Annotated in this window: 16 protein-coding genes and 1 rRNA gene; 13 read left to right on the top strand and 4 right to left on the bottom strand. The window is 40.0% G+C overall.

What is annotated here, in order from left to right; translation table 11 throughout:
* Together HPE63_RS17935 and HPE63_RS17930 are read right to left on the bottom strand one after the other, a co-directional pair.
* Nucleotides 1-374, bottom strand: a 16S ribosomal RNA gene (locus HPE63_RS17935); the annotation flags it as partial.
* Between the two features lie 532 nt (nucleotides 375-906).
* A complete protein-coding gene (locus tag HPE63_RS17930; RefSeq protein ID WP_188315687.1) occupies nucleotides 907-2,895 on the bottom strand; it encodes a putative porin in 1,989 nt (662 codons plus the stop codon).
* A 151-nt stretch (nucleotides 2,896-3,046) separates the two neighbouring features.
* Between HPE63_RS17930 and HPE63_RS17925 the strand changes: the two genes are divergently transcribed.
* The 13 genes from HPE63_RS17925 to HPE63_RS17865 all read left to right on the top strand — a co-directional run bounded on the left by HPE63_RS17925 (nucleotide 3,047) and on the right by HPE63_RS17865 (nucleotide 20,047).
* Complete coding sequence (locus HPE63_RS17925; protein ID WP_188315686.1) at nucleotides 3,047-3,643, top strand: ribonuclease HII; 597 nt, start codon at nucleotides 3,047-3,049, stop codon at nucleotides 3,641-3,643.
* A gap of 29 nt (nucleotides 3,644-3,672) precedes the next feature.
* Nucleotides 3,673-6,135: a ribonuclease HII gene (locus HPE63_RS17920; protein ID WP_188315685.1), complete on the top strand. Its 2,463-nt coding sequence runs from the start codon at nucleotides 3,673-3,675 to the stop codon at nucleotides 6,133-6,135.
* Nucleotides 6,136-6,399: 264 nt separating this feature from the next.
* The gene (locus HPE63_RS17915) at nucleotides 6,400-7,728 is read left to right on the top strand and encodes an OmpA family protein (protein WP_188315684.1); all 1,329 of its coding nucleotides are present in this window, start codon (nucleotides 6,400-6,402) and stop codon (nucleotides 7,726-7,728) included.
* Nucleotides 7,729-7,767: 39 nt separating this feature from the next.
* Nucleotides 7,768-8,439, top strand: coding sequence for a TapB family protein (locus HPE63_RS17910; RefSeq protein ID WP_188315683.1), 672 nt, complete (start codon nucleotides 7,768-7,770; stop codon nucleotides 8,437-8,439).
* Nucleotides 8,440-8,636: 197 nt separating this feature from the next.
* Entirely contained in the window at nucleotides 8,637-10,172 is a 1,536-nt protein-coding gene (locus tag HPE63_RS17905; protein WP_188315682.1) for a DUF11 domain-containing protein, read from the top strand.
* Nucleotides 10,173-10,378: 206 nt separating this feature from the next.
* Nucleotides 10,379-10,813, top strand: a complete 435-nt coding sequence (locus HPE63_RS17900) for a hypothetical protein (RefSeq protein WP_188315681.1) — start codon at nucleotides 10,379-10,381, stop codon at nucleotides 10,811-10,813.
* A gap of 65 nt (nucleotides 10,814-10,878) precedes the next feature.
* Complete coding sequence (locus HPE63_RS17895; RefSeq protein ID WP_188315680.1) at nucleotides 10,879-11,226, top strand: hypothetical protein; 348 nt, start codon at nucleotides 10,879-10,881, stop codon at nucleotides 11,224-11,226.
* 25 nt (nucleotides 11,227-11,251) lie between these two features.
* Nucleotides 11,252-11,869, top strand: a complete 618-nt coding sequence (locus HPE63_RS17890; RefSeq protein WP_188315679.1) for a hypothetical protein — start codon at nucleotides 11,252-11,254, stop codon at nucleotides 11,867-11,869.
* A gap of 179 nt (nucleotides 11,870-12,048) precedes the next feature.
* Nucleotides 12,049-14,268, top strand: coding sequence for a hypothetical protein (locus HPE63_RS17885; protein ID WP_188315678.1), 2,220 nt, complete (start codon nucleotides 12,049-12,051; stop codon nucleotides 14,266-14,268).
* The gene (locus tag HPE63_RS17880; RefSeq protein WP_188315677.1) at nucleotides 14,268-15,920 is read left to right on the top strand and encodes an OmpA family protein; all 1,653 of its coding nucleotides are present in this window, start codon (nucleotides 14,268-14,270) and stop codon (nucleotides 15,918-15,920) included. Before HPE63_RS17885 ends, HPE63_RS17880 begins: the two co-directional genes overlap by 1 nt.
* Before the next feature lie 52 nt (nucleotides 15,921-15,972).
* A complete protein-coding gene (locus tag HPE63_RS17875; protein ID WP_188315676.1) occupies nucleotides 15,973-16,416 on the top strand; it encodes a hypothetical protein in 444 nt (147 codons plus the stop codon).
* Nucleotides 16,417-16,577: 161 nt separating this feature from the next.
* Nucleotides 16,578-17,183 carry a hypothetical protein gene (locus HPE63_RS17870; protein WP_188315675.1) on the top strand — a complete coding sequence of 202 codons (606 nt, stop codon included), beginning with the start codon at nucleotides 16,578-16,580 and terminating at the stop codon, nucleotides 17,181-17,183.
* A 101-nt stretch (nucleotides 17,184-17,284) separates the two neighbouring features.
* Nucleotides 17,285-20,047 (top strand): CHAT domain-containing protein, encoded by a 2,763-nt coding sequence (locus HPE63_RS17865; RefSeq protein ID WP_188315674.1) that lies wholly within the window; start codon nucleotides 17,285-17,287, stop codon nucleotides 20,045-20,047.
* On the opposite strand, the gene HPE63_RS17860 is transcribed toward HPE63_RS17865, so the two are convergent.
* Nucleotides 20,044-20,778 (bottom strand): tetratricopeptide repeat protein, encoded by a 735-nt coding sequence (locus tag HPE63_RS17860; RefSeq protein WP_188315673.1) that lies wholly within the window; start codon nucleotides 20,776-20,778, stop codon nucleotides 20,044-20,046. The two genes, HPE63_RS17865 and HPE63_RS17860, sit on opposite strands and share 4 nt — an antisense overlap.
* A 3-nt stretch (nucleotides 20,779-20,781) precedes the next feature.
* Nucleotides 20,782-21,351 (bottom strand): RNA polymerase sigma factor, encoded by a 570-nt coding sequence (locus HPE63_RS17855; protein WP_188315672.1) that lies wholly within the window; start codon nucleotides 21,349-21,351, stop codon nucleotides 20,782-20,784.
* Between the last annotated feature and the right edge of the window lie 58 nt (nucleotides 21,352-21,409).

The following is a 21,409-nucleotide window of genomic DNA, read 5'->3' as shown; positions in this document are numbered from 1 at the left end:
TCCAATATTCCTCACTGCTGCCTCCCGTAGGAGTCTGGTCCGTGTCTCAGTACCAGTGTGGGGGATCCCCCTCTCAGGGCCCCTACCCATCGTAGCCATGGTAAGCCGTTACCTTACCATCAAGCTAATGGGACGCATGGCCATCTCTTGCCGCCCGAAGGCTTTAACCAAAATGCAATGCTGCATAATGGTACTACGGGGCATTAATCCAAGTTTCCCTGGGCTATTCCCCTGCAAAAGGCAGGTTCCATACGCGGTGCGCACCCGTGCGCCGGTCGCCATCGGATTGCAAGCAATCCATGCTGCCCCTCGACTTGCATGTGTTAGGCCTGCCGCTAGCGTTCATCCTGAGCCAGGATCAAACTCTTCATCGTTGATTCTTAAATATATTCCACCAACGACCGAAATAGCCTTCCCGGCCCCGTCTCTCGATTCAAATTCTTATATATATGATGCACGAAATATGCACCAAATACGCTGTCTTTACAATATTCCAATGAACTTCAAACGACTACCGGGATAAATCCCCCGGCGATCGAACCCCAAGACCATGGCCCCAAAGCGGGTGCAAATATAAGATGGTTTTTTTCTTTACACAATACCTAAATCGATTTTTTTGCAACCTTTTTGCTAAAGTTTTCATAACCCCCTGAATAGCAAGAACCCAGACGGTGAAAAAAAAATCGGGTCAGGGATTGAACCTTTTGTTTGAGCTCTTTTATAAGATAGCCTTTCTATTTTTTCATCTTATAAAAAGCGAGTGGTGAAAGCCCGGTGCCACCTTGGTGGCAGACCCCCAAATTGGCGCTATTTACGGTCTAAGAAATAACCTCCTTAATGTGTATTGAATAGTTCAAGCCATCCAGTATGGCCCCTTGTAGCCCAAGGTAACTAAAAAGGAGATTCTTAGGAGAAGAAATTCCAGACCAATCCAAATCGAATTACAAAGTCACGATAAGGATAGTTAGGGGCGGCATAAAAATTATAGCCCGAAAATGAAGAATTGAAATGTTCTGCTTTTAAATAGATACGAGTTTGTTGTACCCTGGCATTAATAAAGAAGTCTAGCATAGGGAAGCCTCCAAGTTTTTCGGTATTCTGGCTATAGAACTCCCCTAGCAGCGGATTGTAGGCATCCATAGTATAAGAAGTGAAATACTTAAAGGTAATACCCGTCTGTAGATACATCGCCTTTTTAAAAACATCAGAGGAAAAGTATAGGGTATTCCTTGTCACCAATTGCGGTACGTTGAGCACCTCATTGCTTTGGGATACATTTTGATACATTACGGTATTGTTCAATGCGAAACCACCCAATTTAAACTCCTTATTATACTTTACCTTAATATAACCTACACTATTGGTTTCCTGAAATGGCCTGATGGTTGCCTGTTCTTGATTTTCGACCAACTCCTGTGTTGGATCCTCACTAAAATAGGTATAGTTATCTATACTGCTATATTTTGCTGATAGATTACCCCATTTTTTTGAAAAAAGCTGAAATTGTAGGCTATTAACTTTTTGGTTCTCAAAATTAGAAGTGTTCTGCCAGTTATAATTCTCATAGTCGCTTTGGTATAATAGGAAATTGAAGTCTGGCATTCGTGCCGATGAGTGTAATGAAAACTCTACGTTGTTATTCTCATTGAACCTGTAACTCGCCGAAGCATCTAAAATATTGCTGGTTAAATCCCCGGAAAGATTGTATTTGGCATCCCCTTTCACCAGAAATCCGCCAATATGTTTGGAATATTTGGCGCCAAGACTTATTTCATCACCTTTTAATTGACTTTGAATCTGTTGTCCATTGGCAGTTACCAACAAACTATTGAAATAATAGTTATAATTATACAGGCTTATATTACCCTGCAATCTGCCTAAAGTGGCATTATAAAACTCGGCATAAAACTCATTATACATCGTTTTAAGATGTGCCTTGTCATTAATGGGAGAATCGAAAGTAGCACCAAAATATTCATTTGAAGCATCCTGTTTAAACTGATAGTACTTGGTTTCATAGTTAAAGATGTGCCCAATCGCCAAAGACGTCTTTTCCACCATACTCGAATCTTTCTGTGTTCTGAGCATCTTATATTGATGCTCTAAAAAATACCGCTTGCCCAAAATCTTATTCTCTCCCATATCGGATGATGAGAAACGGGTATCTACACGGGACCTATCCGTAAAGTCGGGGTCACCAGACTCAAACTGTTCTACCTTACTGATCAATCCTCCATTTTCCTCGGTTTCCACATCTTGAGCGGCGATATGGGATCTTAGACTATAGCGCCCATTTTCGGTTACATAATTTGCGGTAGATCTAAAATTACCGGATTCAGCCTGATTTAATTGATATTTTCCCAGAGATCTAAACCCTTTGAATGCCAAGGAAACATTAAAACGTTTTGATGTATTTAAGGTAAGCAGGGCATCTAACAGTTGTCCCTGTTCAAAAGTGGTCTTAAAAAACAAATCGGACATTGGAGTGGCTACATTATAATAGTCAATATCCTCAACCTCGAAATAGTTGTCGTGCTTGGCCCTTGCCCCCAATCTGGGAAACATTTGTCTTCTTTCAAAATCAACCCCCAATTTGTTGTAGGGTTGGCCTACATTGGCAAAAGGGATTAGTTCAAAGTCATCCTTTCTTAAATAATTGTATTTGTATTCTTTTTGTATCGTTAGGGTGGTATCGAGGTAGGTTGTATCCCTTTCAAAAGAGATGATCTTATAATCCTTAATGGTGATTTCCTGAACAGCCTCTGAAGGCAATTTCTTTTTGGCCATCATTTTAAATCTGGTGGAATCGATTTTTTTCCGGGACGGAATAGAATCTACCTGTGCATTGAGCAATGGGCAACAAAATACAAATAGCAGTAAGAAAACGTATTTCATATGATAGCTTACAGCGCAAAGTTAATTTTTTTGTTTAGAATAAAATGTGAAAGTTTTTACAACAAATAACAATAAGGCGATACTTTACGACGTATTCACCCATGATTTAAACCGAAAAAATTAACTTTGTTTACCATGAGATCGACCAAGGATGCTTAAAAGATTTTACCATTCATTCGATGAGGTGGGAACCGATGAAGCGGGGCGCGGATGTCTTGCCGGGCCGGTTACCGCGGCAGCGCTAATCTTACCCGAACATTTCAAGAACCCCCTCCTCAACGACTCCAAACAACTCTCAGAATCTAAAAGGGATAATTTGAAACCGATAATCGAGGAAAGTGCCTTATGTTTTGGTGTGGCGCATATCTATCCAGAGGAAATCGATAAAATAAACATCCTAAATGCCTCGATATTGGCCATGCATAAGGCCATTGATCAGCTGATCGGGAACCTAAAATATATCATCGTTGACGGGAATCGGTTTAAACCATATAAGAACGTGCCTTTTGAATGTATAGTGAAAGGTGATGGTAAATATATGAGTATTGCGGCCGCATCCGTTTTGGCTAAAACCTATCGTGACGCTTATATGGCCGAATTGCACGAAGAATTTCCCATGTACAATTGGAAGAAAAACAAAGGGTACCCTACCCTAGAACATAGAGAAGCCATCCGCGAATACGGAATTACAAAATACCACAGAAAAAGCTTTAGACAATTGCCAGAACAGTTGACACTGAAACTTTAATAAACTAACTTTACCGCAAATCATTATTAATGAATTCCAGATTTATTATTGGCCTTTTATTTTTATTGATCGTTGGCTGTTCCCAACAGCAAAAAAAGGCTTCTTCCCTACTCGATTTCATTCCCCAAAACGCCAGTATCGTTGTTAAAATCAATAATCTAAATGGTTTTAGAAGTGATTTGAACAGCAATGATTTTCTTACCCAATTGGAATCTTTTGGTGCCTACAAATCGGTTTTGGATGAACTGAAACTTTTAGACAAAATTACGACTGAAACCGAATCGATTTTGGCTTTTTCCGAAGTTGGTAAGGATGCACATGAATTCACCTTTGTGACCATCGATTCTACCAGCATGTTTACGTTAGACAGCGTTCCTAACGTTAGAAAGGAATCGATTTCAGTTGAAGGAAAAAAAATCAATACATATAATGTAGATGAAAAGGTTGTATATAGCCTGTTCTTGGATAGCAAGGTAATATTGACTTCTTCAAAAGTAATTTTAGAAAATCTTATAAAATATTATGGGCAAACCCATCCGTCTATTGAACTGGAGAAACTATATGAAATTGCAAGTTCGACCAAAAATGCCTCTTTATTGATCGATCTCGACAAAAGCGCATCTTTGTCGAAATCCTTGTTGAAAGGGAATTCTGGATTGAAACTATCTAGTTTTTCCGATTGGATGCTTCTTGATATTGATGCCAATCAGAACCATCTACATTTGAACGGGATTTCTTTGGCCAAAGATTCCGTTACGAACTATTTGAACTTATTCAAGAACACCAATCCTTTGGCGAATACCACCCCTACATTCGCCCCTAGGGACGCCGATGCAATTTTGTCCTATACGTTTGATGACTACAGAACATTCGCTTTAAACCAACAGGAATATTTAACCCAAGATGCACCAAAAGATTCTTTATTGAATACACTCGAAGAGGTTGGTTTTATTTATCGGAATGGGGAGAAAACCGTGCTACTGAATACCTATGGTGCTGAAAAACTTTCAGAGTACCTTACGGGTATCAAAAAATCGGAAACGGAGTATCAAGGTAATCAGATAATGGCATTAAGTCAGCCCCATTTTTTAAATCTTTATTTAAATCCCCTTCTCCATAATTTTAATGCAAATTTCTGTACGATATTAGAAAATGCATTTGTTTTTGCCGAAAAAAAAGAGTCCGTACAATCGATCATCAACAGCTATAAGAGCGGATCTACCTTTGTGAAAACCGATGTTTTTGCTTCGGCCATGGATGCACTCGCAGAAGAATCATCCATACTTTTTGTTTCCGATTCAAAAGGCTTGGGCAACATCATGGAAGAAGATTTTTCGAATGGGATAATGGCCGATTTCAAAAAGGCCAACTTCGATAAAAATACCTTTGCCGCCCAGGTCGTGGCCGATCAAGGTTTTTTTCACACCAATGTGGTCATTCAGCAAACAGGCAGAAAATCAAAAATAAATACGGTTTCTACCCTCTTCACCGTACCATTGGATGCCGATTTGGCCACCCATCCACAATTCGTCACCAATCATAGAACCAATAAAAAAGAGATTGTTGTACAAGACCAGGACAACAACCTCTATTTGATATCAACTAATGGGAAAGTACTTTGGAAAAAACAATTGGAAGGTCAGGTCCAGGGAAAAATACATCAAGTCGATCTTTATAAAAACCGAAGGTTGCAGCTTGCTTTTACGACCAACAATCAATTTTTGATCTTGGACCGGAACGGAAAAGAAGTACCGCCCTTTACTAAAAAGTTCGAAGGGGGAAATCTTAACGGGTTGGCTGTCTTTGATTACGAAAAAAGAAAGGATTATCGCTTTGTGGTAACCCAAGGGAATAAAGTAAATATGTACAACAACAAAGGAGCCATTGTCAAAGGCTTTAAATACACCCAAGCCGAAAGTTCAATTTTGAGAGCCCCTAAGCATATGGCGATTTCCGGAAAGGATTATTTGGTCTTCATGCTGGACAATGGGAATTTAAAAATCCTTAATAGAGTGGGCAATGTAAGAACAAAGGTGAAAGGGACTATTGATTTCTCGATGAATGATGTGTTATTATACAAGAACAAGTTCGTATTGACCGATAAAAAAGGGGTCTTCTACCAAATTGCCACGAACGGCAATATGAATACCACCGCACTGCGATTGAACCAAGACCACGGTATCGATGCCACTAGCAATACATTTGTTTATATGAACGATAATATATTGAGCATAAGGGGAAAAAGGGTAACCCTCGACTTCGGGGTGTATTCCAAACCCAAAATATTTTATATCTACGATAAGATATATGTGGGAGTCACCGATATCCAAAATCAAAAGGTCTATTTGTTCGACAGTCAGGCCGTACCCATATCCGATTTTCCCGTTTTCGGTTCTTCTCCCATTGATTTAACCGATATGGAGAATGATAGAAAGCTTGAAGTGGTCGCCCAAGACCAGAAGAATTCGATTATTGTGTACCAATTGAATTAATTGGCCGGTTTACCACATATACTCAATAAATTACCATACACACAGAACTGCCTGTCAGATACATCATTCTATTTCTAAATGGTAATTAGCATTATTATATTGTATACAATAACACAAATGCGTTAGATCTGAATTTAAGGCAATATGTTAACCTTTATTCTGTAAAACCATTAAAATGGTAGTAAGTATTGGAAACAAATGCCGGCTTTTGGCCATATCATTTAGATAATTTCCATCATTTAATTAACACTTGAAAGATTGATCATGAAAACTTCAAACACTTTAATTCGATTTTTTACGTCCCTACTCTTTATTTTTGCTTTTACCCTAAACGCAAACGGGCAACTCTTGAAAAAGCTTGGTAAAAGGGCAGAAAGAGCTGCAGAACGTACGGTAGAACGAAGGGTAGATAGGGAAACCTCAAAAAAAACGGATCAGGTATTAGATAGCATTTTAGAACCAGGCTCCAAGCAGAATCCAACAGATCCACAAATAAGCACACCTACCCCACCACAGACACCATCCCCTACTGGCACAAGTGGTCAAGGAACCAATCCCACTGCAACCCCTACGGTTTCAGGCGGCCCTAAAAGCATACAGGTATATAGTAAGTTTGACTTTGTGCCGGGTGACAACATTATTTTCTTTGATGATTTCTCCAACGATTTTATCGGTGATTTCCCCTCCAAATGGAATACGAATGGTTCTGGCGAAGTGGTTACCATAAACAACAGCACTGAAAAGTGGTTTGAAATCATCGCAGGGCATTCTACCTTTTACATCCCAGACGTGCCAACCCTCCCTGAAGAATACACGATTGAATTTGATATCATGGCCACCGGGCTCGACCCCAAGACGGCTTCCACTGCCAGACTCGCTGTGGTTCTGTCAGATGACAAGTCGTTTAAATGGGGGAATTATGCCAGGGCTTATATCCCATTTTGCCAGTACCATCCCGTCGGTTTCCTGGTACATAATCGGCCAGGCGATATCAGTAATACGATACAGGGAGATATTCGGCAAGACGTGCTAGCACAACCGCATATCTCGGTGGCGGTAAACAAAGAGCGCTTCCGGCTATGGGTAAACGAAAACAAATATATAGATATTCCCAGGTTCGTTCCGCAAAACCCGAGGATGACCACCCTGAAATTTGAATTGCTTTATTTTAAGGATAGCAAGGAGCGAATGTTCATTAAAAACTTAAAAGTCGCAGAAGGAGGGGTAGACTTGCGAAGAAAACTAATTTCCGAAGGATCGGTTTCCACCAATGGCATCCTCTTTGATTCAGGTTCCGCCAATATCCAACCCCAATCGATGGGGATTATCTTGCAAATATCGCAGGTACTGCAACAGGAGGCAGGGATGAATCTTAAGATTGTAGGGCATACAGATGCCGATGGGTCTGATGAATCTAATATGAGATTGTCTAAAGAACGCGCTGAAGCCGTTAAGAATGCCCTGGTAAATGTGTACAATATTGACGGTGTTCGGCTTTCAACCGAAGGCAAAGGGGAATCGGAACCGGTAGGTGATAACGGCACCCCTGATGGCAAGGCCCAAAACAGAAGGGTAGAGTTTATAAAACAATAAGAATTAATCGATAATCAATAACACTTTAACTATAACATTATGAAAACAACAACTCTTGTATTTGCCCTATTTTGCATCACTACTACTGTCGTTTCACAGGATTGCAGCAAATACTTTCCGATGGATGAGGGCACCAAATTTCAAATTACCAATTATGACAAAAAAGATAGGGCATCTGCGGTAATAGATTACGTTGTTAAGGAAGTTAGTGGAAATACCGCTACCATGTTCTACGAAATGCATGACGACAAAGGAAAAATGATAACCAGTTCAGAATATGGGGTCACTTGCACCAATGATGGGGTCACCATTGATTTCAGCTCTATGATGTCTCCAGAGATATTGGGGCAATACGAGGATATGGAGGTAGAAATGAGCGGTACAGACCTTTTATATCCGAATAATCTTAGTGTGGGCCAGTCATTACCCGATGCCGATGTGTTGATGACCGTTAAAATGCCTCCAATGAATATGAAAATGAATATGAATTTTTATAATCGGAAAGTTCAAGGCAATGAATCCGTTACGACGCCGGCCGGTACTTTCGATTGTTATGTGATCACCTATGACAGTGAGGCCAAAATGGGCTTTAAAATGACCAATAGCAATAAGCTTTGGCTTTCGGAAGGTTTTGGTATGGTAAAGTCTGAAACCTATAATAAAAAAGGAGCGCTAATTGGGAAAAGTGTACTGACAAGCTTTACGGAATAGCTAAACATATCCCTTAAAGTTCGCCCGAGAATGGGGTTTGATGAATTTTTTGGCATTTGACTTATGGTACTTGGATGGTTACCTATGTGGTATCGACCATTTATCCTATGAATTGATTTATTAGATAGATATGATTTAGTTAATTGATATGGCCATAGTTCTAAGAATATAGAAGCCATTACTAAAAATAGGAAATCATGAAGAAACTTGGACATTTCTTATGTTGTCTTCTCTGGTCTATTGGGGTTATTTCACAATCGGCGGATTTAAGTTTGGATCTTAGTGTAGATGACAATTTAGTTGACATAGGACAAACGGTAACCTTTACTATTATTGTTACCAATGACGGTCCCGATATGGCTACCGGGGTACAGGTTATGGACAGATTGCCCTCGGGATATGACTTTGAGGGTGCCAATACGGCCGCGGGTAACTACAATGAAATCAGCGGTGTATGGAATATTGGGGCATTGGGAGATGGTGCAATTGCTATCTTGACCATATCGGCTGCAGTAAAAGCCTCTGGGGACCATACCAATCTGGCGGAGGTCATATCAAGTAATCTCTTGGATTATGATAGTGTGCCTAACAATGGGGTTGACACCGATGGGGACGGAAATGTAACGGACGACCCGGACGATGAGGACGATGGTGACGGGCAGTCTGTCATTGTTGGAAGTGGCAGCGGTACGTCCTCGGCAAGTGGCGAATGTCTTGCTCCCGTGGATGCGGAAAGCAGCATGCCTGCCAATCCGGTTGATGAAATAAACGGGGTTTTCAAGTTTGATTATAAGATAGAGGCATTGCTAGACTTTCAGATGTCGGACATGGATGGATTTAGTCCGGAATACTCCCGTGGTAATCCCACCCAATTAAAATTGGAGTATTACGTTAATTCGGCAGACGGGAGTATGCTATTCCCAGGAGGGCCCTTTGGTTTTTTCAAGACTAATTTTAGGTATTCCGATCGATTTGGTAGGGTTGATGGGGCCATTTGGCTGGCCAACGGGCAAATGGTAGTCTATGGATATGATGCCGAGGAAGACCGGAATGTTGCCGTTACAAGGGAAAGCATTCAGACGGCCGAAGGGAAGTGGGGTAGCGACTATTTAAACATGATGCAGTTTTTTAGTTCTTCCGAAGCGTTGGCCGAGCATGCCGACCCCCTTCCCACACACGTACAATGGGATGGGATGGTCCAAGGCTACAAAGGAAAGTTAATCGAAGGACCTACGGGCATTGAAAACACATGGAACATTTATTTTGACTCCACCCCCACGCCCATAAAAACTTCCTGTATTATGATGGGCTTTATGGTAGGGGTGCTTAAAGATGCCCGCGAGGCAAAATGCAATCGTTTGGTGGTTTATAACAGGGTTAATATCGGTGGTGAAGGTAGTGGTGATGTTATGGAAACCGAGTTGCTCTCAATCAAACCTATGGGCATCACCTTTGATGGTGCCGGGTACAATCCGCTGACCATAGGTGGCGATTACGGTACGGCGGCCTTCGCAAAAATGGATGAATTAGAAGCCAGGTTACGAAGTATCGATATACGAAGGCAAACCGTAGAAAGGGAAAAGAAACGCTGTATGAATGCCCGTTGTATTGATGTCAAAAATGCCCAGCTGGAAGACTTACGCAAAGAAAAATCGCAGGTAATTTGCGAACAGATGGTCGCCATGGGCATGGAAGATTCATTTGCAGAGTGTATGAGAAACGAGGGTTATTAGAAGAAATGCTTATTATTTTAATCATAATTGTCGGGAAAATATTTTTTCGCTCATAGCATTATAGGAAGAGAACACAACTTTTATAGGATGTAAAAGGTAAAGTAAGACGCGTATTGAAAATAAAATGGAATATTGTGTAGATCGATTTCACATACCCTATAAAAAGGGTTAGTTAATGTTAACCTTTTTACAGCGATAACATAGAAATGCAAACAAAAGAAAAATATACCATGTACACTTTAAAAATAATATTAGTTGCCTCTGTCCTTTCTATTGTCCTTACAGGTTGTGGAAATACCAATGCAAAAAAACCAGAAGAGGCAGAAGTACCCAAAGTTGAGGAAGCAATAACCAATAAAGATACCATGAAACAGATGAACCTTTTGGATGAACAGGCTAAAATACTCTCTAAGGTTTTAGGGAATGTGGATACCGAAGAAGGGAGGGCACTGAAAGATGTGGACAGCTATCTTGATCTCGTAGAACAAGCGAATTTTCCGCCCGATATCAAAAAAACCATTCTGGATCAATATAAACTTTATGAGCTTAGTCTAGATCCTAGAAAAAAAGATTCCCTGAAACTTATCTTCAATGAAAAACTGAATGAAGCCATGGCCAAATCGATGGCAGAACAAAACTAATGTTAACCTTTTTCATTGCTTTCCATTAAAGGGTAACAACACGTAAAAATCTTAAAACGAGAACTATGAAAACATTAAAAACACTGCTAGTATTAATCTTTTTAGGCGGCCTTACATTCGCTCAGGCACAGACCGATCCCAAACCGGAATCCCCAGTCACCAATAACTTTTTGGATCTGCAGGCAAGCACCTTAGGGGACATTTTTGGCGAGGAGCTAACAGGTGGCAATGGAGAGGTGAACAACTATATGGATCTGGTGAACAAAAGCGATATGCCCGAGGCCGATAAACAAGATTTAAGGGATGCCTATCATCGCTATTCCCAAGCGTTGGATGCCCAGGGTAAGGATTCCCTGCAGACGGCCATGTCCCAAGAACTGCTGCTCAAAACAAAAAAAGATAGTATAAAATAATCGACGTTCATTTAAAAAATTTCCCATGAAAAAATTCGTTGGCAGTATCTTCTTCCTAGCCCTTTTAATCTCCTGTGGGGAGACCCCTAAAAAAGCACAGGACACTGCGGAAAGCGCAACAGAAATCTCCTTGGAAAACAAGGAAAAGACAACGGCCAAAAACGCCGATAACACCACCTTTTTGTGCAGGATCAACGGGGAAGATTGGGGGTATACCTCAGCAAGCGGCTTGGTATCGCGCAATAGCTCAACCAAGGTGCGCACGGCCACGATTACTTTTGAAAAAAAACTTATAAAAGGCAGTGAGGCCGTACAGCTCGAATATGATGTGGACACCAATACCCTTACCCGTGTCCTGGCAGAGCTAAAACGCCCCGATAAGGACGGCAATTTGTTCACCAACTTCTACAACCAAGCGGCCAACCGATTGGATAGAAATCCCGAAGCCAGTATGTCAGGCACCGTATCCCTGGACGAAGATGAACGGGTAGCGGCCGGCAAAGCCGTTTTCACGGTACAGAACGACTTTGAAAAAGACAAATTGGGCAACCCGCAGGATCTATTGATCACCGTTTCCGATCTTAACTTTTCGGAGGTGCCCTACTCCGATACGGACGACCTAAAAAAAATGCTCAAGAAATAGAACTTTAAAGACTGTATTGAGAAAAAACCCCTGCACTTTTGCCGGTGGTGGTACTTAATAAACCAGATCCTAACATTTCTTTATCAATGAACATAACAGCAAAAAATCAAACCAGGTAAAATAATGATTGGATCTACAATTTATTTATTGAAAAAACATATATGATAAATCAATTTACTATGAAAGAGATCATAAAATTTTGGATTGGCACGGTACTGGTTTTTGTGTTTTCATCAAGCGCTTTTTCTCAAAATGACAAAATAATTATTCCTGAGTTAGATGTAAAGAAAAACACCTATAACTTAATCTTCTCGCCCGATCCCCAAAATGAAAAAGTCATTTCTGCCTATATGGAGGGGGAAACAGAGCCGGATAGTCTAAGATTCAAGGCTGAAATATCAAAAGTTGTTGAGCGAATTATGGTGACGGTAATAACCGAAGATCCAGGTCAAGAAATAAAAATAGACATCGTAAAAAACAACTGGAAGGATGTTAAAAGAAGTGGCAAGACCTCAAATGGTATTTATCAAATCTCATTTGATACCGCTGAAAAATTCGGCATAATACTCACCAGTTCGGAAGTCAATGTGCCATTTAATCTAGCTGTATGGACAAGTGGTGCATTGATGCCAAAATCAGATATCTTTTATGCAGTAGATAACACAAATTCAATTGCAAATACCTCATTAAAATCAAGTGATGGCGCTGAATTGGTTGAAAGTAATGGAAGTCAGGAAAATCATAATATGCTATACTACATAGTAGGATTACTGGCAATAATAGCCATTTTATTGCTCTTTATTTTAATAAAAAAGAAATCCAACAAAAGTACTCTGCTATTAATCATATTTTTTTTAAGCCAAACAGTGATTTATAGCAATGCCAGAAGATCAAATTCCGCGGGTTTTCAACAAGCCATAGTGAATGCAATGAAAAATAGCGATGAATTTATGGAGGTAATCTTCAAAATGGATGATTATGCCAGTGCATTGAATGCACTTCAACAAGGAATGGATGATATGAAAAATTATCTGGATGAAATGGAAAAAGGTTCGGACGTCGATATGGATCCTGCTGGTCAACCCAGATTACCTTCCTCTTGCCTAAGCTCATATACAAATAGAGATCCAAATGAAAACAATTCCTCTGGTAATGGTAATGATCGGAATGGGAATGATAATCCTAATTCTAGAAATGAATCCAACGAAGGGTCAAAAAATCAGGATGAATTCCAACCTATGGATGCGGCTGGAGATAATTCCAATGACAAACCTGATAATGGACCGGGAGAAATGCCATCCTCCGAAAAGGAAAGCTTACAGCTACCTCGTTACGACCAAAATGGAAATTTAATAAATGCTGGGGACTTTCCCAAAGCACCAACCCATATTAGCACCTCTGGTAAAGGGAATGCCAAAAATCCCTATATAGATAATGGTGCTAATTCCAGCCAATCAAATCCGACTTATGATCGTAATGGGCATTTAAAATATCCCGAGGAATTTCCTGATGCGCCACGAAAAATTGACCTCAACACAGGTTTACCAATAATGCGGCCTGTTATGCAAGGGCAGCAACAGCAAGGACCACAATCCATAAAACAACCACTGTACGATAAAAATGGAACCCTTATAGATGCTGGTGATTATCCTAATGCACCATCAAAAATAGATCCAAGAAAAATTGATGCCAATGCACCATTACAAAACCCATTTACCGGTGGATCTTCTGAAGGATCTTCAAGGCCCGGGGAGCCGAAAGAGCAATCTCAAAACGCGACAACAAACGAAATAGACAATGACTTTAGCAGTTCAGGAAATGGAGGCGCAGCCGGCTCCTCTTCCATGTCCAACAACAACCCTAGTAATACTGGCGGTTCAGGAGGATCAAGAAACCCTGAAGAGGGCAAGGGTCCTGGTCCCGGAGAAGCAGGAGGACCGGGAAACCCAGGAGATGGGAATGGTCCGGGTTCTGGAGGCCCGGGAAGTTCAAGAGGACCAAGGGACAGGAATGATGCCAATAAAAAGGCAGGTTGTGAGTGCTTAAAAAAAGCCTATGCCCAATTAGACGAAAGAAGATTCCTGCTGGAACAATTGCGAATAATTACAGCAAACTTGGACCGTTATACAGATTATAAAATAAAATATGGTGATGATGTTTCATCCATCCATGGGGTGGTTGGTCTGACTTGGCAGAATGAGAAAATTAAAGTTCTTAAGGCAATGCAGAGATTTGATATCACTTATGAACAAAAATATGAAGAAATGATAGCCGATCTCTATGAAATCCTCCTTGAAATAGATAGATGCGAGACCATGCTCGGTTTTGAAAATTGGTATAGCAATGCCGGTTTTATCTATTATTCATTTATGAAGGATAAATATAAAAGGAACAAATAATGAAATATCGAATACTATTTTGCCTGGCCTTATTACTTTCCTCATGCAAACCCGATCCCAAGGAGCAGGGCAAAGACGTTACGGATACAACTACCAAGGTGACCGAAGAAACGACCACACCAAGACAAGCGCCAAATACCTTTGGCGAAACCACCGAGGCATTCCTGGAATCTGTCGGTGCCGATGAAGAGCTAAAGGCGGAATACCTGCAAAAATTAAAGGAAATGGAAAATATGCCCGCCGATTCATCGGGTATGGTAAAGATGCTGGAGGCCTTGATGGCCGAGGCCATTCAACGGGAAAAAATGGAAGGCAAAGCAGAGGAAAAACGCCATAGAAGATTGAGCGGCAACATGGACGACCTTACCGCCGCTTTTCAAAAACTCAATGCCGAATCGGGGGTAGAGGCCACCATAGGCAAACTAAAGAAAGTAGATTCCATAACCGGTCAGAATAGTTTTCAGGTGCTGGATATAGACCAGGAAACCATCGACAAGATGACGGAAACTACAAAGAAAGCCAGTCCAAAAAAAGAATTGCCCCCAAAAGGGAAGATGACCGATGAAGAAATGGAGATGATGCGGGCCTTTACAAAAGCCAACAGCAATCTACACAACACAGCGGAACTGGACAAATTGCAACAGATGATAGAAAGTAGCGACCTCGAAAAAATGGCGGCCGAAAATAAGATCACGTATAAGTATGCCCAAATGCAGGGCAATGAATTTGAAAGGATCAAAAAACGCTGGGCAACCAAGAAACAGGAAGTTACCAACGCAAAGCAATCCTTTGAAAAAATGAATCCAGACCTTTATTTTGGAGATGAAGTAGGCATGACCTACTTTGGCAACAGGGGAAAGGCTGTGTATTTACCCCTGGGTAAACTCTCCTTTGCCGATCAGGTTATTGATATGTATCATCCCGAAAATAAAAAAACCGCTACCTTCAGTCTAGGCGAACCCGATGCCTATACTACGGGGATGAATTCAGCAATGAATGTCCACAGCATGGGACTAAAAGGAAGGCTCGTGGTAAAGTTCGAAGACAATGCCTTGGTCGATGTGAACGGCCCAGATCTCTATATATTTGAACTGGGGCAAATTGAACCCACCAATCTTGACATTTCTAAAGATGGCAAAACTTGGATCACTGTCGGCAAAATATCAGGAGGGGTCGCCGAGGTCGATATCCATGATTTTGTAGAGCGTGATGAACTTTACTATTATGTTAGGTTGACTGACCTTGAGACTTCAAGTGGAATCCCCGGGGCAGACGTGGATGCCATTGCAGCTATCGGATCGGCCGTACGCTTGAATCTGGACAGTCAGGTACTTTTTGATACCGGCAAATCGGAATTAAAGCCTGAAGGTATGGAAGCATTGAAAAAATTGGTAGAAAGCATTTCCGTGCTTAAAAAAGGCAATGTCATCGTCGAAGGTCATACCGATAATGTGGGCAGTGCAGAAAGCAATAAAAAACTGTCCCTGGCTCGCGCCAAAAGCGTTTCTGCGGAATTAAAGAAACTTTTGCCAAGCCAGAATTTTAAATGGAAAGAGCGGGGCCATGGGGAAGAAAAACCATTGGTAGAAAACGATTCCGAGAAAAATAGGGCAAAAAACAGAAGGGTAGAGATTTTGGTGACGCCTTATTAATTAATGTATTGCTTATACTTCAGTTGGGAGTACACGCTAAAAAATGAAAATTATGAAACTCAGTTACTTTCTTTTAAGCATGGTTGTTTTTACTATTTCGGTGCCAACAAGCAAAAAAGAGAACCAAAGTTTTAAGCTCGGTGAAGAAGTCAGTATTCCCTTCGATAGCCTGGCTACGCTTAATGATAAGGGAACTATATTGGTATTTCAATTCGCCGATTTAATCGAAGAATCAAGATGCCCCCCTAGAGCAACTTGTATTTGGGCAGGACGCGCCACCATTGAATTAAAAGTCGATAAAGCCAGATCATTTATGCTTAGCCATGGCGACTTATTCCGCAGAAACGAAATACCCTTGACCGATACAGCTACCTATTTAGACTATAAAATATATTTAAAAGGGGTATCTTATAATCAAAAAACAGAATACCGTAAGAAAGGGAAATATTTTATAACGATTAAAGTTGAAAAAGAAAAAATCAGCACCAAACCATGAATACCAAACAGTCATTTTTAAGATGTAGACATGGCCATGCCATCACTTAAACCTAGGTCACAACGAAGAACATATCACTATCTTAATTATTCAACATTAAAAAATATAATAATCAATAGCTAAAAACTTAATCATTAATATTAACCATTAAAACTTGAATTATGAAAACAAAATTATTATTTGGAGTCCTCTTAACATTTTTAGTTTCTTCATGTATAAAAGACTTCCATGGTCATGGCGGTCATGACATTAATTTTACCGAAAAAAACTACGTCTATGAAGGTGACCTTTATAGTATATATCTCGATGATGAAATTGAAATTTTGGATATAAAAATTCAAGAACTCGAAGATATCATTAACAACAACCAAGGCGACCAGAACACCCAGACTGATCTTGAAGCTGCAAAAGAGCAACGTATCATGCTAAATGATGAACTACAAGGCGTATTTTCATTGGAACAAGTTGGTCTTAGACTTCCACCACCACCCCCTCCCTGTCCCAGACCGCGCAACTGTGATTTCTCGGGATTGGAATATATTCTTACAGACGTTTCTGTTGAAAAAATACGTATTATATTCTTGGATGATAATGGTAACACAATTGGTGGAGGAACAATTGATGACTTGAGCACTCTGCCTGATAGTGCAGGCCAAATCAATTTCAGCAAGCTTATGATAAATGGTCAACAAGGTTCAGTTGCTGCTATTCAAGTGCAGGCCTTTAATTCTCAAGGAATAGAAGAAAGAAACTATTTAGTTAAATAGATAGAGAAGTATTTTATTTATCTTAAGTGCGACTTAGAAAAATCGTTGAATTTAACTTCATACTAATTCAATGATTAAAGATCTAAGTCGCACTTACTATTATGAGGCGCTTACTTATCATCCCTATATTATTGTCTTTTTTTGCCACGCTAGGTCAGCAAAACGCGTATAAAAACAAGATCAATATGCTCTTGGAAAAAGGTTATACCCATTATGGCGTACAAAAAGACTCCGGACAATACTATTTCAAAAAAATAGAACAACTAGCTTTGGACGAAAAGGATACCCTGACCGTTCTTGACATGCTAATCACTTCAAACCGGCATCTGGGATATTTTTATGACCTTAACGGCATTCGGAAAAATCTTCAAAAAATTGATCAAATTGCAAAGGAAGAATCCTCATTCTTGCAAAACCTAGAAGATGCACTTTTATACCGTAATTCAATACGAGCCGATAAGGGTAATTATTATTTTAAACTAGGAAACAATAACAGGGCAAAGTCCTATTTCAATGAAATAAAGAACTCTTATCAAAATTACTCGCCTGAATCACTTACAACGGATCATTTTGAACTACTTTCTAATTCGATAAGTTTCTTGGCTAAAATATATCAGTTAGAGGACAAGTTCGACCTGGCAAAGGACTACTACCTTAGAATAATAACATTGATAAAGAAGGTAACTCCTGAAAATCTCAACAGTTTAAATATCAACTATGCATTGTTGGCAGAAGTTCTTACCGAACAAGGAGATTATAAGCAGGCCAACTCCTATTTGAAAATGACACTCACAGATGCCTTAAAGCTAAACAACAACCCGAACAGAATCATAAATGTTGCCAATAACTTGGCTGATAACTATTTGGTACTTTCAAAGAAAGACAGTGCACGCTACTATTTGGCATTAATGGAAATACATTTGGATAGAAGCCCACACTTTAAAGAATTGTTTCACCGAACAAGTGCTAAGTTGGAGTACGAAAGCAATAATATAGAAGGTGCCTTGAGCGAAATTGACTCTGCCTTTGATGCCTATCTTGAGCACACTGAACAAACGAACAGTGAGACATTGGCCAACATATATCTTGAAAGAGGAAATATTCTGGTTTTTGCCAAAGATTTTAAAAACGCACTTATGGCGGCTGATCAAGGACTGGAAATCTTACCAAGTAAATTTGGCACGACCTATCTGGAGTTAATGGCCCTAAAAACGAACTCATTGCTCAATATGAAAAAACACAATGAGGTTAACACGGTGTCATTATTAGCAGTTAGCACATTAGACAGTCTTAAATCCGATTACCAATATAGTTCAGATAAGATCAACCTGATAGAAAAGACTTTTCCCTTGTTTGAATCAGCCCTTGAGGCCAATTATTCATTATTCAAAAAAACTGGCAAAGCAGAACATGTTACAAAAGCCTTTTTTTTTATGGAAAAAAGCAAATCGGTCTTGTTGTTAGAAGCCCTAATGGCCGCTAAAGCTGACAAATTTGCGCAGGTACCCGATTCGCTTTTGGAGAAAGAACGCATACTCCGTTCTGAGATTACCACATTGAAAAAGGAATTGCTAATCGAGTCCAATGAAAAAGAGCCACTTAGGAGTACAATTTTTGATTTAACAGAGCAACAGAGAAACCTTATGGAATCGATGTCCAAAACGTATCCTGAATATTATCGTTTAAGATACGGTCGCAATACGACCGATTTAGATGATTTTAAAAAAACGCTAGATAGGGACGAATTGCTCATCAGCTATTTTTATGGAAATGAAGCCATTTATACATTAGTTGTCGACAAAAATGCATCGCGAATTGAAAAAATAGAGATTGATGCAGCCTTTGAAAATAAGCTCAAATCGATTCATCGAATGCTTTCCAATCCAAAATCAAATGTAGCAGCATTGGGCAGTGCCACCTATGAATTATATGCGCGCTTGCTAGAACCCATCTTAACATCTGAAGACCAAAGGAAACTTATCATCATTACCGATGGCCTCTTGAACTATATCCCTTTCGCCGCTTTGAACACGTCACCCGAAGACGTTAGCTATTTGGCCGAAAAACATGCCATCAGCTATGTCAATTCGGCCACACTGCTTTCGGAATTACGACAACGGCAGCCAAAGCAACATACTGTTTTGGCCTTTGCCCCAAGTTTTGATGGTACCGTAAATGTGAGCAATGCGGACCGGGGAAAATTACTGCCTTTGCCAAACAATAAAAAAGAAGTGGCGCAGATATTGACTTCTTTCAACGGCCGTTCCTTTATCGATAAAGAGGCGTCCCTCTTAAACTTTAAATCCCATCTATCCTCTTTTGGGATCGTTCATTTGGCCACACATGCCATTTTTGACGACAGGGCTCCGGAATATTCCTATTTGGCCTTTTCACAGAGCGAAAACGCAATGGAAAACCTGCTCTATGTTGCCGACCTGTACAACCTGAAAGTAGATGCCGATTTAGTAACCTTGAGTGCGTGTGAAAGTGGTATAGGGGATCTTAAACGGGGCGAAGGTTTTATGAGCTTGGCAAGAGGATTCTTTTATAGCGGGGCGGCGAGCATTGCCAGTACTTTGTGGAAGATCAACGATGCCAGTACTACCGATTTAATGCATGGTTTCTATAAAAATCTTTCCAAGGGAGATGCCAAGGATGTAGCTTTACAAAAAGCACAGGTCGAATTTTTAAACGTCAACCGACAAAACAGTTTTTCACATCCGTATTATTGGTCCGGTTTTGTGATTTCAGGAAATACCGCTCCCCTATCATCTACCTATAATTGGTCCTGGCTATTGATTGGTGTAATTGTTCTGCTTGTGGGTATATTTTTCTACCTCAAAATCCGAAAAAGAAATACCTAGTCCAATGCTTTGAGAAGCGCCTGTGCCCTTTCCTTATTGTAATCGAAATTTTCAATAAGGCCCTTTAAGGTAGCTATGGCCTTTTCCTTATTCTTACTTTTAAGATAGGCCAAGGACAGATACCAATGGGCTTCGGCTTTAAATTCCGCGTCGTTTAAAATAGTGCTTTTCAATGCTTCGATAGCCTCTTGATCCTTTCCTAAATACAGATAAGATTGTGCCAGGTAAAAGTCGGTATGGGTAGAGCTGCCCTCGATTTTTAGTTCCAAAAAAGCAGTGACCGCTTTTTCATAATTACTGGCCTCGTAGGCTGCAAAAGCATCCCTTTCTAGGGATTGGTCACCATCACTTCTAGTGATCGTGTAAACCGTATTAGGGTAAGCTTCAAAATTGGTCGCATACAATTTGTTGTAATCCGGTCCAGAAAAAGTGTTGTAGGCAATCCATCCCAAACCAACTAACAACGCTATGGAAGCCGCAATCGACCAATTCTTAAAGGTCCATTTTGAAGGGTTATTTTTGTCCTTCGCGTTGATCTCCTTTTCAAAACCAATCAATTTATGCTTTAGATTTTCCTTCTCATTTTTTTTAATAACACGCTTTAAATCGTTTTCAAATTCGAATTGGGCTTTGAACTCCTTATCGGTCTCCAACAATTCTTGGAACGTTTTTTCCTCCTCACTTGTGAGTTGGTTTGAAAAAAACTTATATAATAATTCTTCCTTATCCATGAATCAATCCTTTTGTGCTTGGATACGTTCTTTCAGCGTTTTCATGCAGCGCGACTTGGCACTTTTAACCACATTTTCACTATTATAATTTTCAGCCTCCATAATCTCCTGTATGGTAAATCCGCGATAGTAAAAAAGGGTCAATAGTTCTTGACATTGTTTTCCAAGCGTTCCAAAATACTTTTGTAACAACTTTTGTTCATGGCTCATTTCCGGTTCATTAAGCTCAATGCCCGTAATAAATTCATCTTCTTTGCCTACCAAGGATAGATTGAATTCAGAACTCGTTTTTTTCTTGTTTTTCTTCATCCTGTCAAAAATCAAGTATTTGCCAATGCTAAAAAGATAGGTAGAAACACTGCTAGTGAAGCTTTCGATCTTTCCGGTCATAATGTTGTCATAGAATATAATATAAGCATCTTGGTAGACATCAATATATTCTTCGTCAGATAAATTGTATCTGCGGGCAAAATTCAAAAACTTATCTCGATTTTCCTCATACACCTTCCGCAATACCTTATCGGAACCTTTCTTGAGTTCTTCCAGCGTTATTTGTATTTGCTCTTCTTGCACTTTAATGGTTCAGGATGAAAAAGGTTAACTACTCACTAAGCTAATTTAACATTTTTAT

The sequence above is a fragment of the Maribacter arenosus genome (genome assembly GCF_014610845.1).
GTDB lineage: Bacteria > Bacteroidota > Bacteroidia > Flavobacteriales > Flavobacteriaceae > Maribacter_A > Maribacter_A arenosus.
Note: the sequence above shows the minus strand (reverse complement) of the source record. Positions and strands in the feature narration are given on the sequence as shown.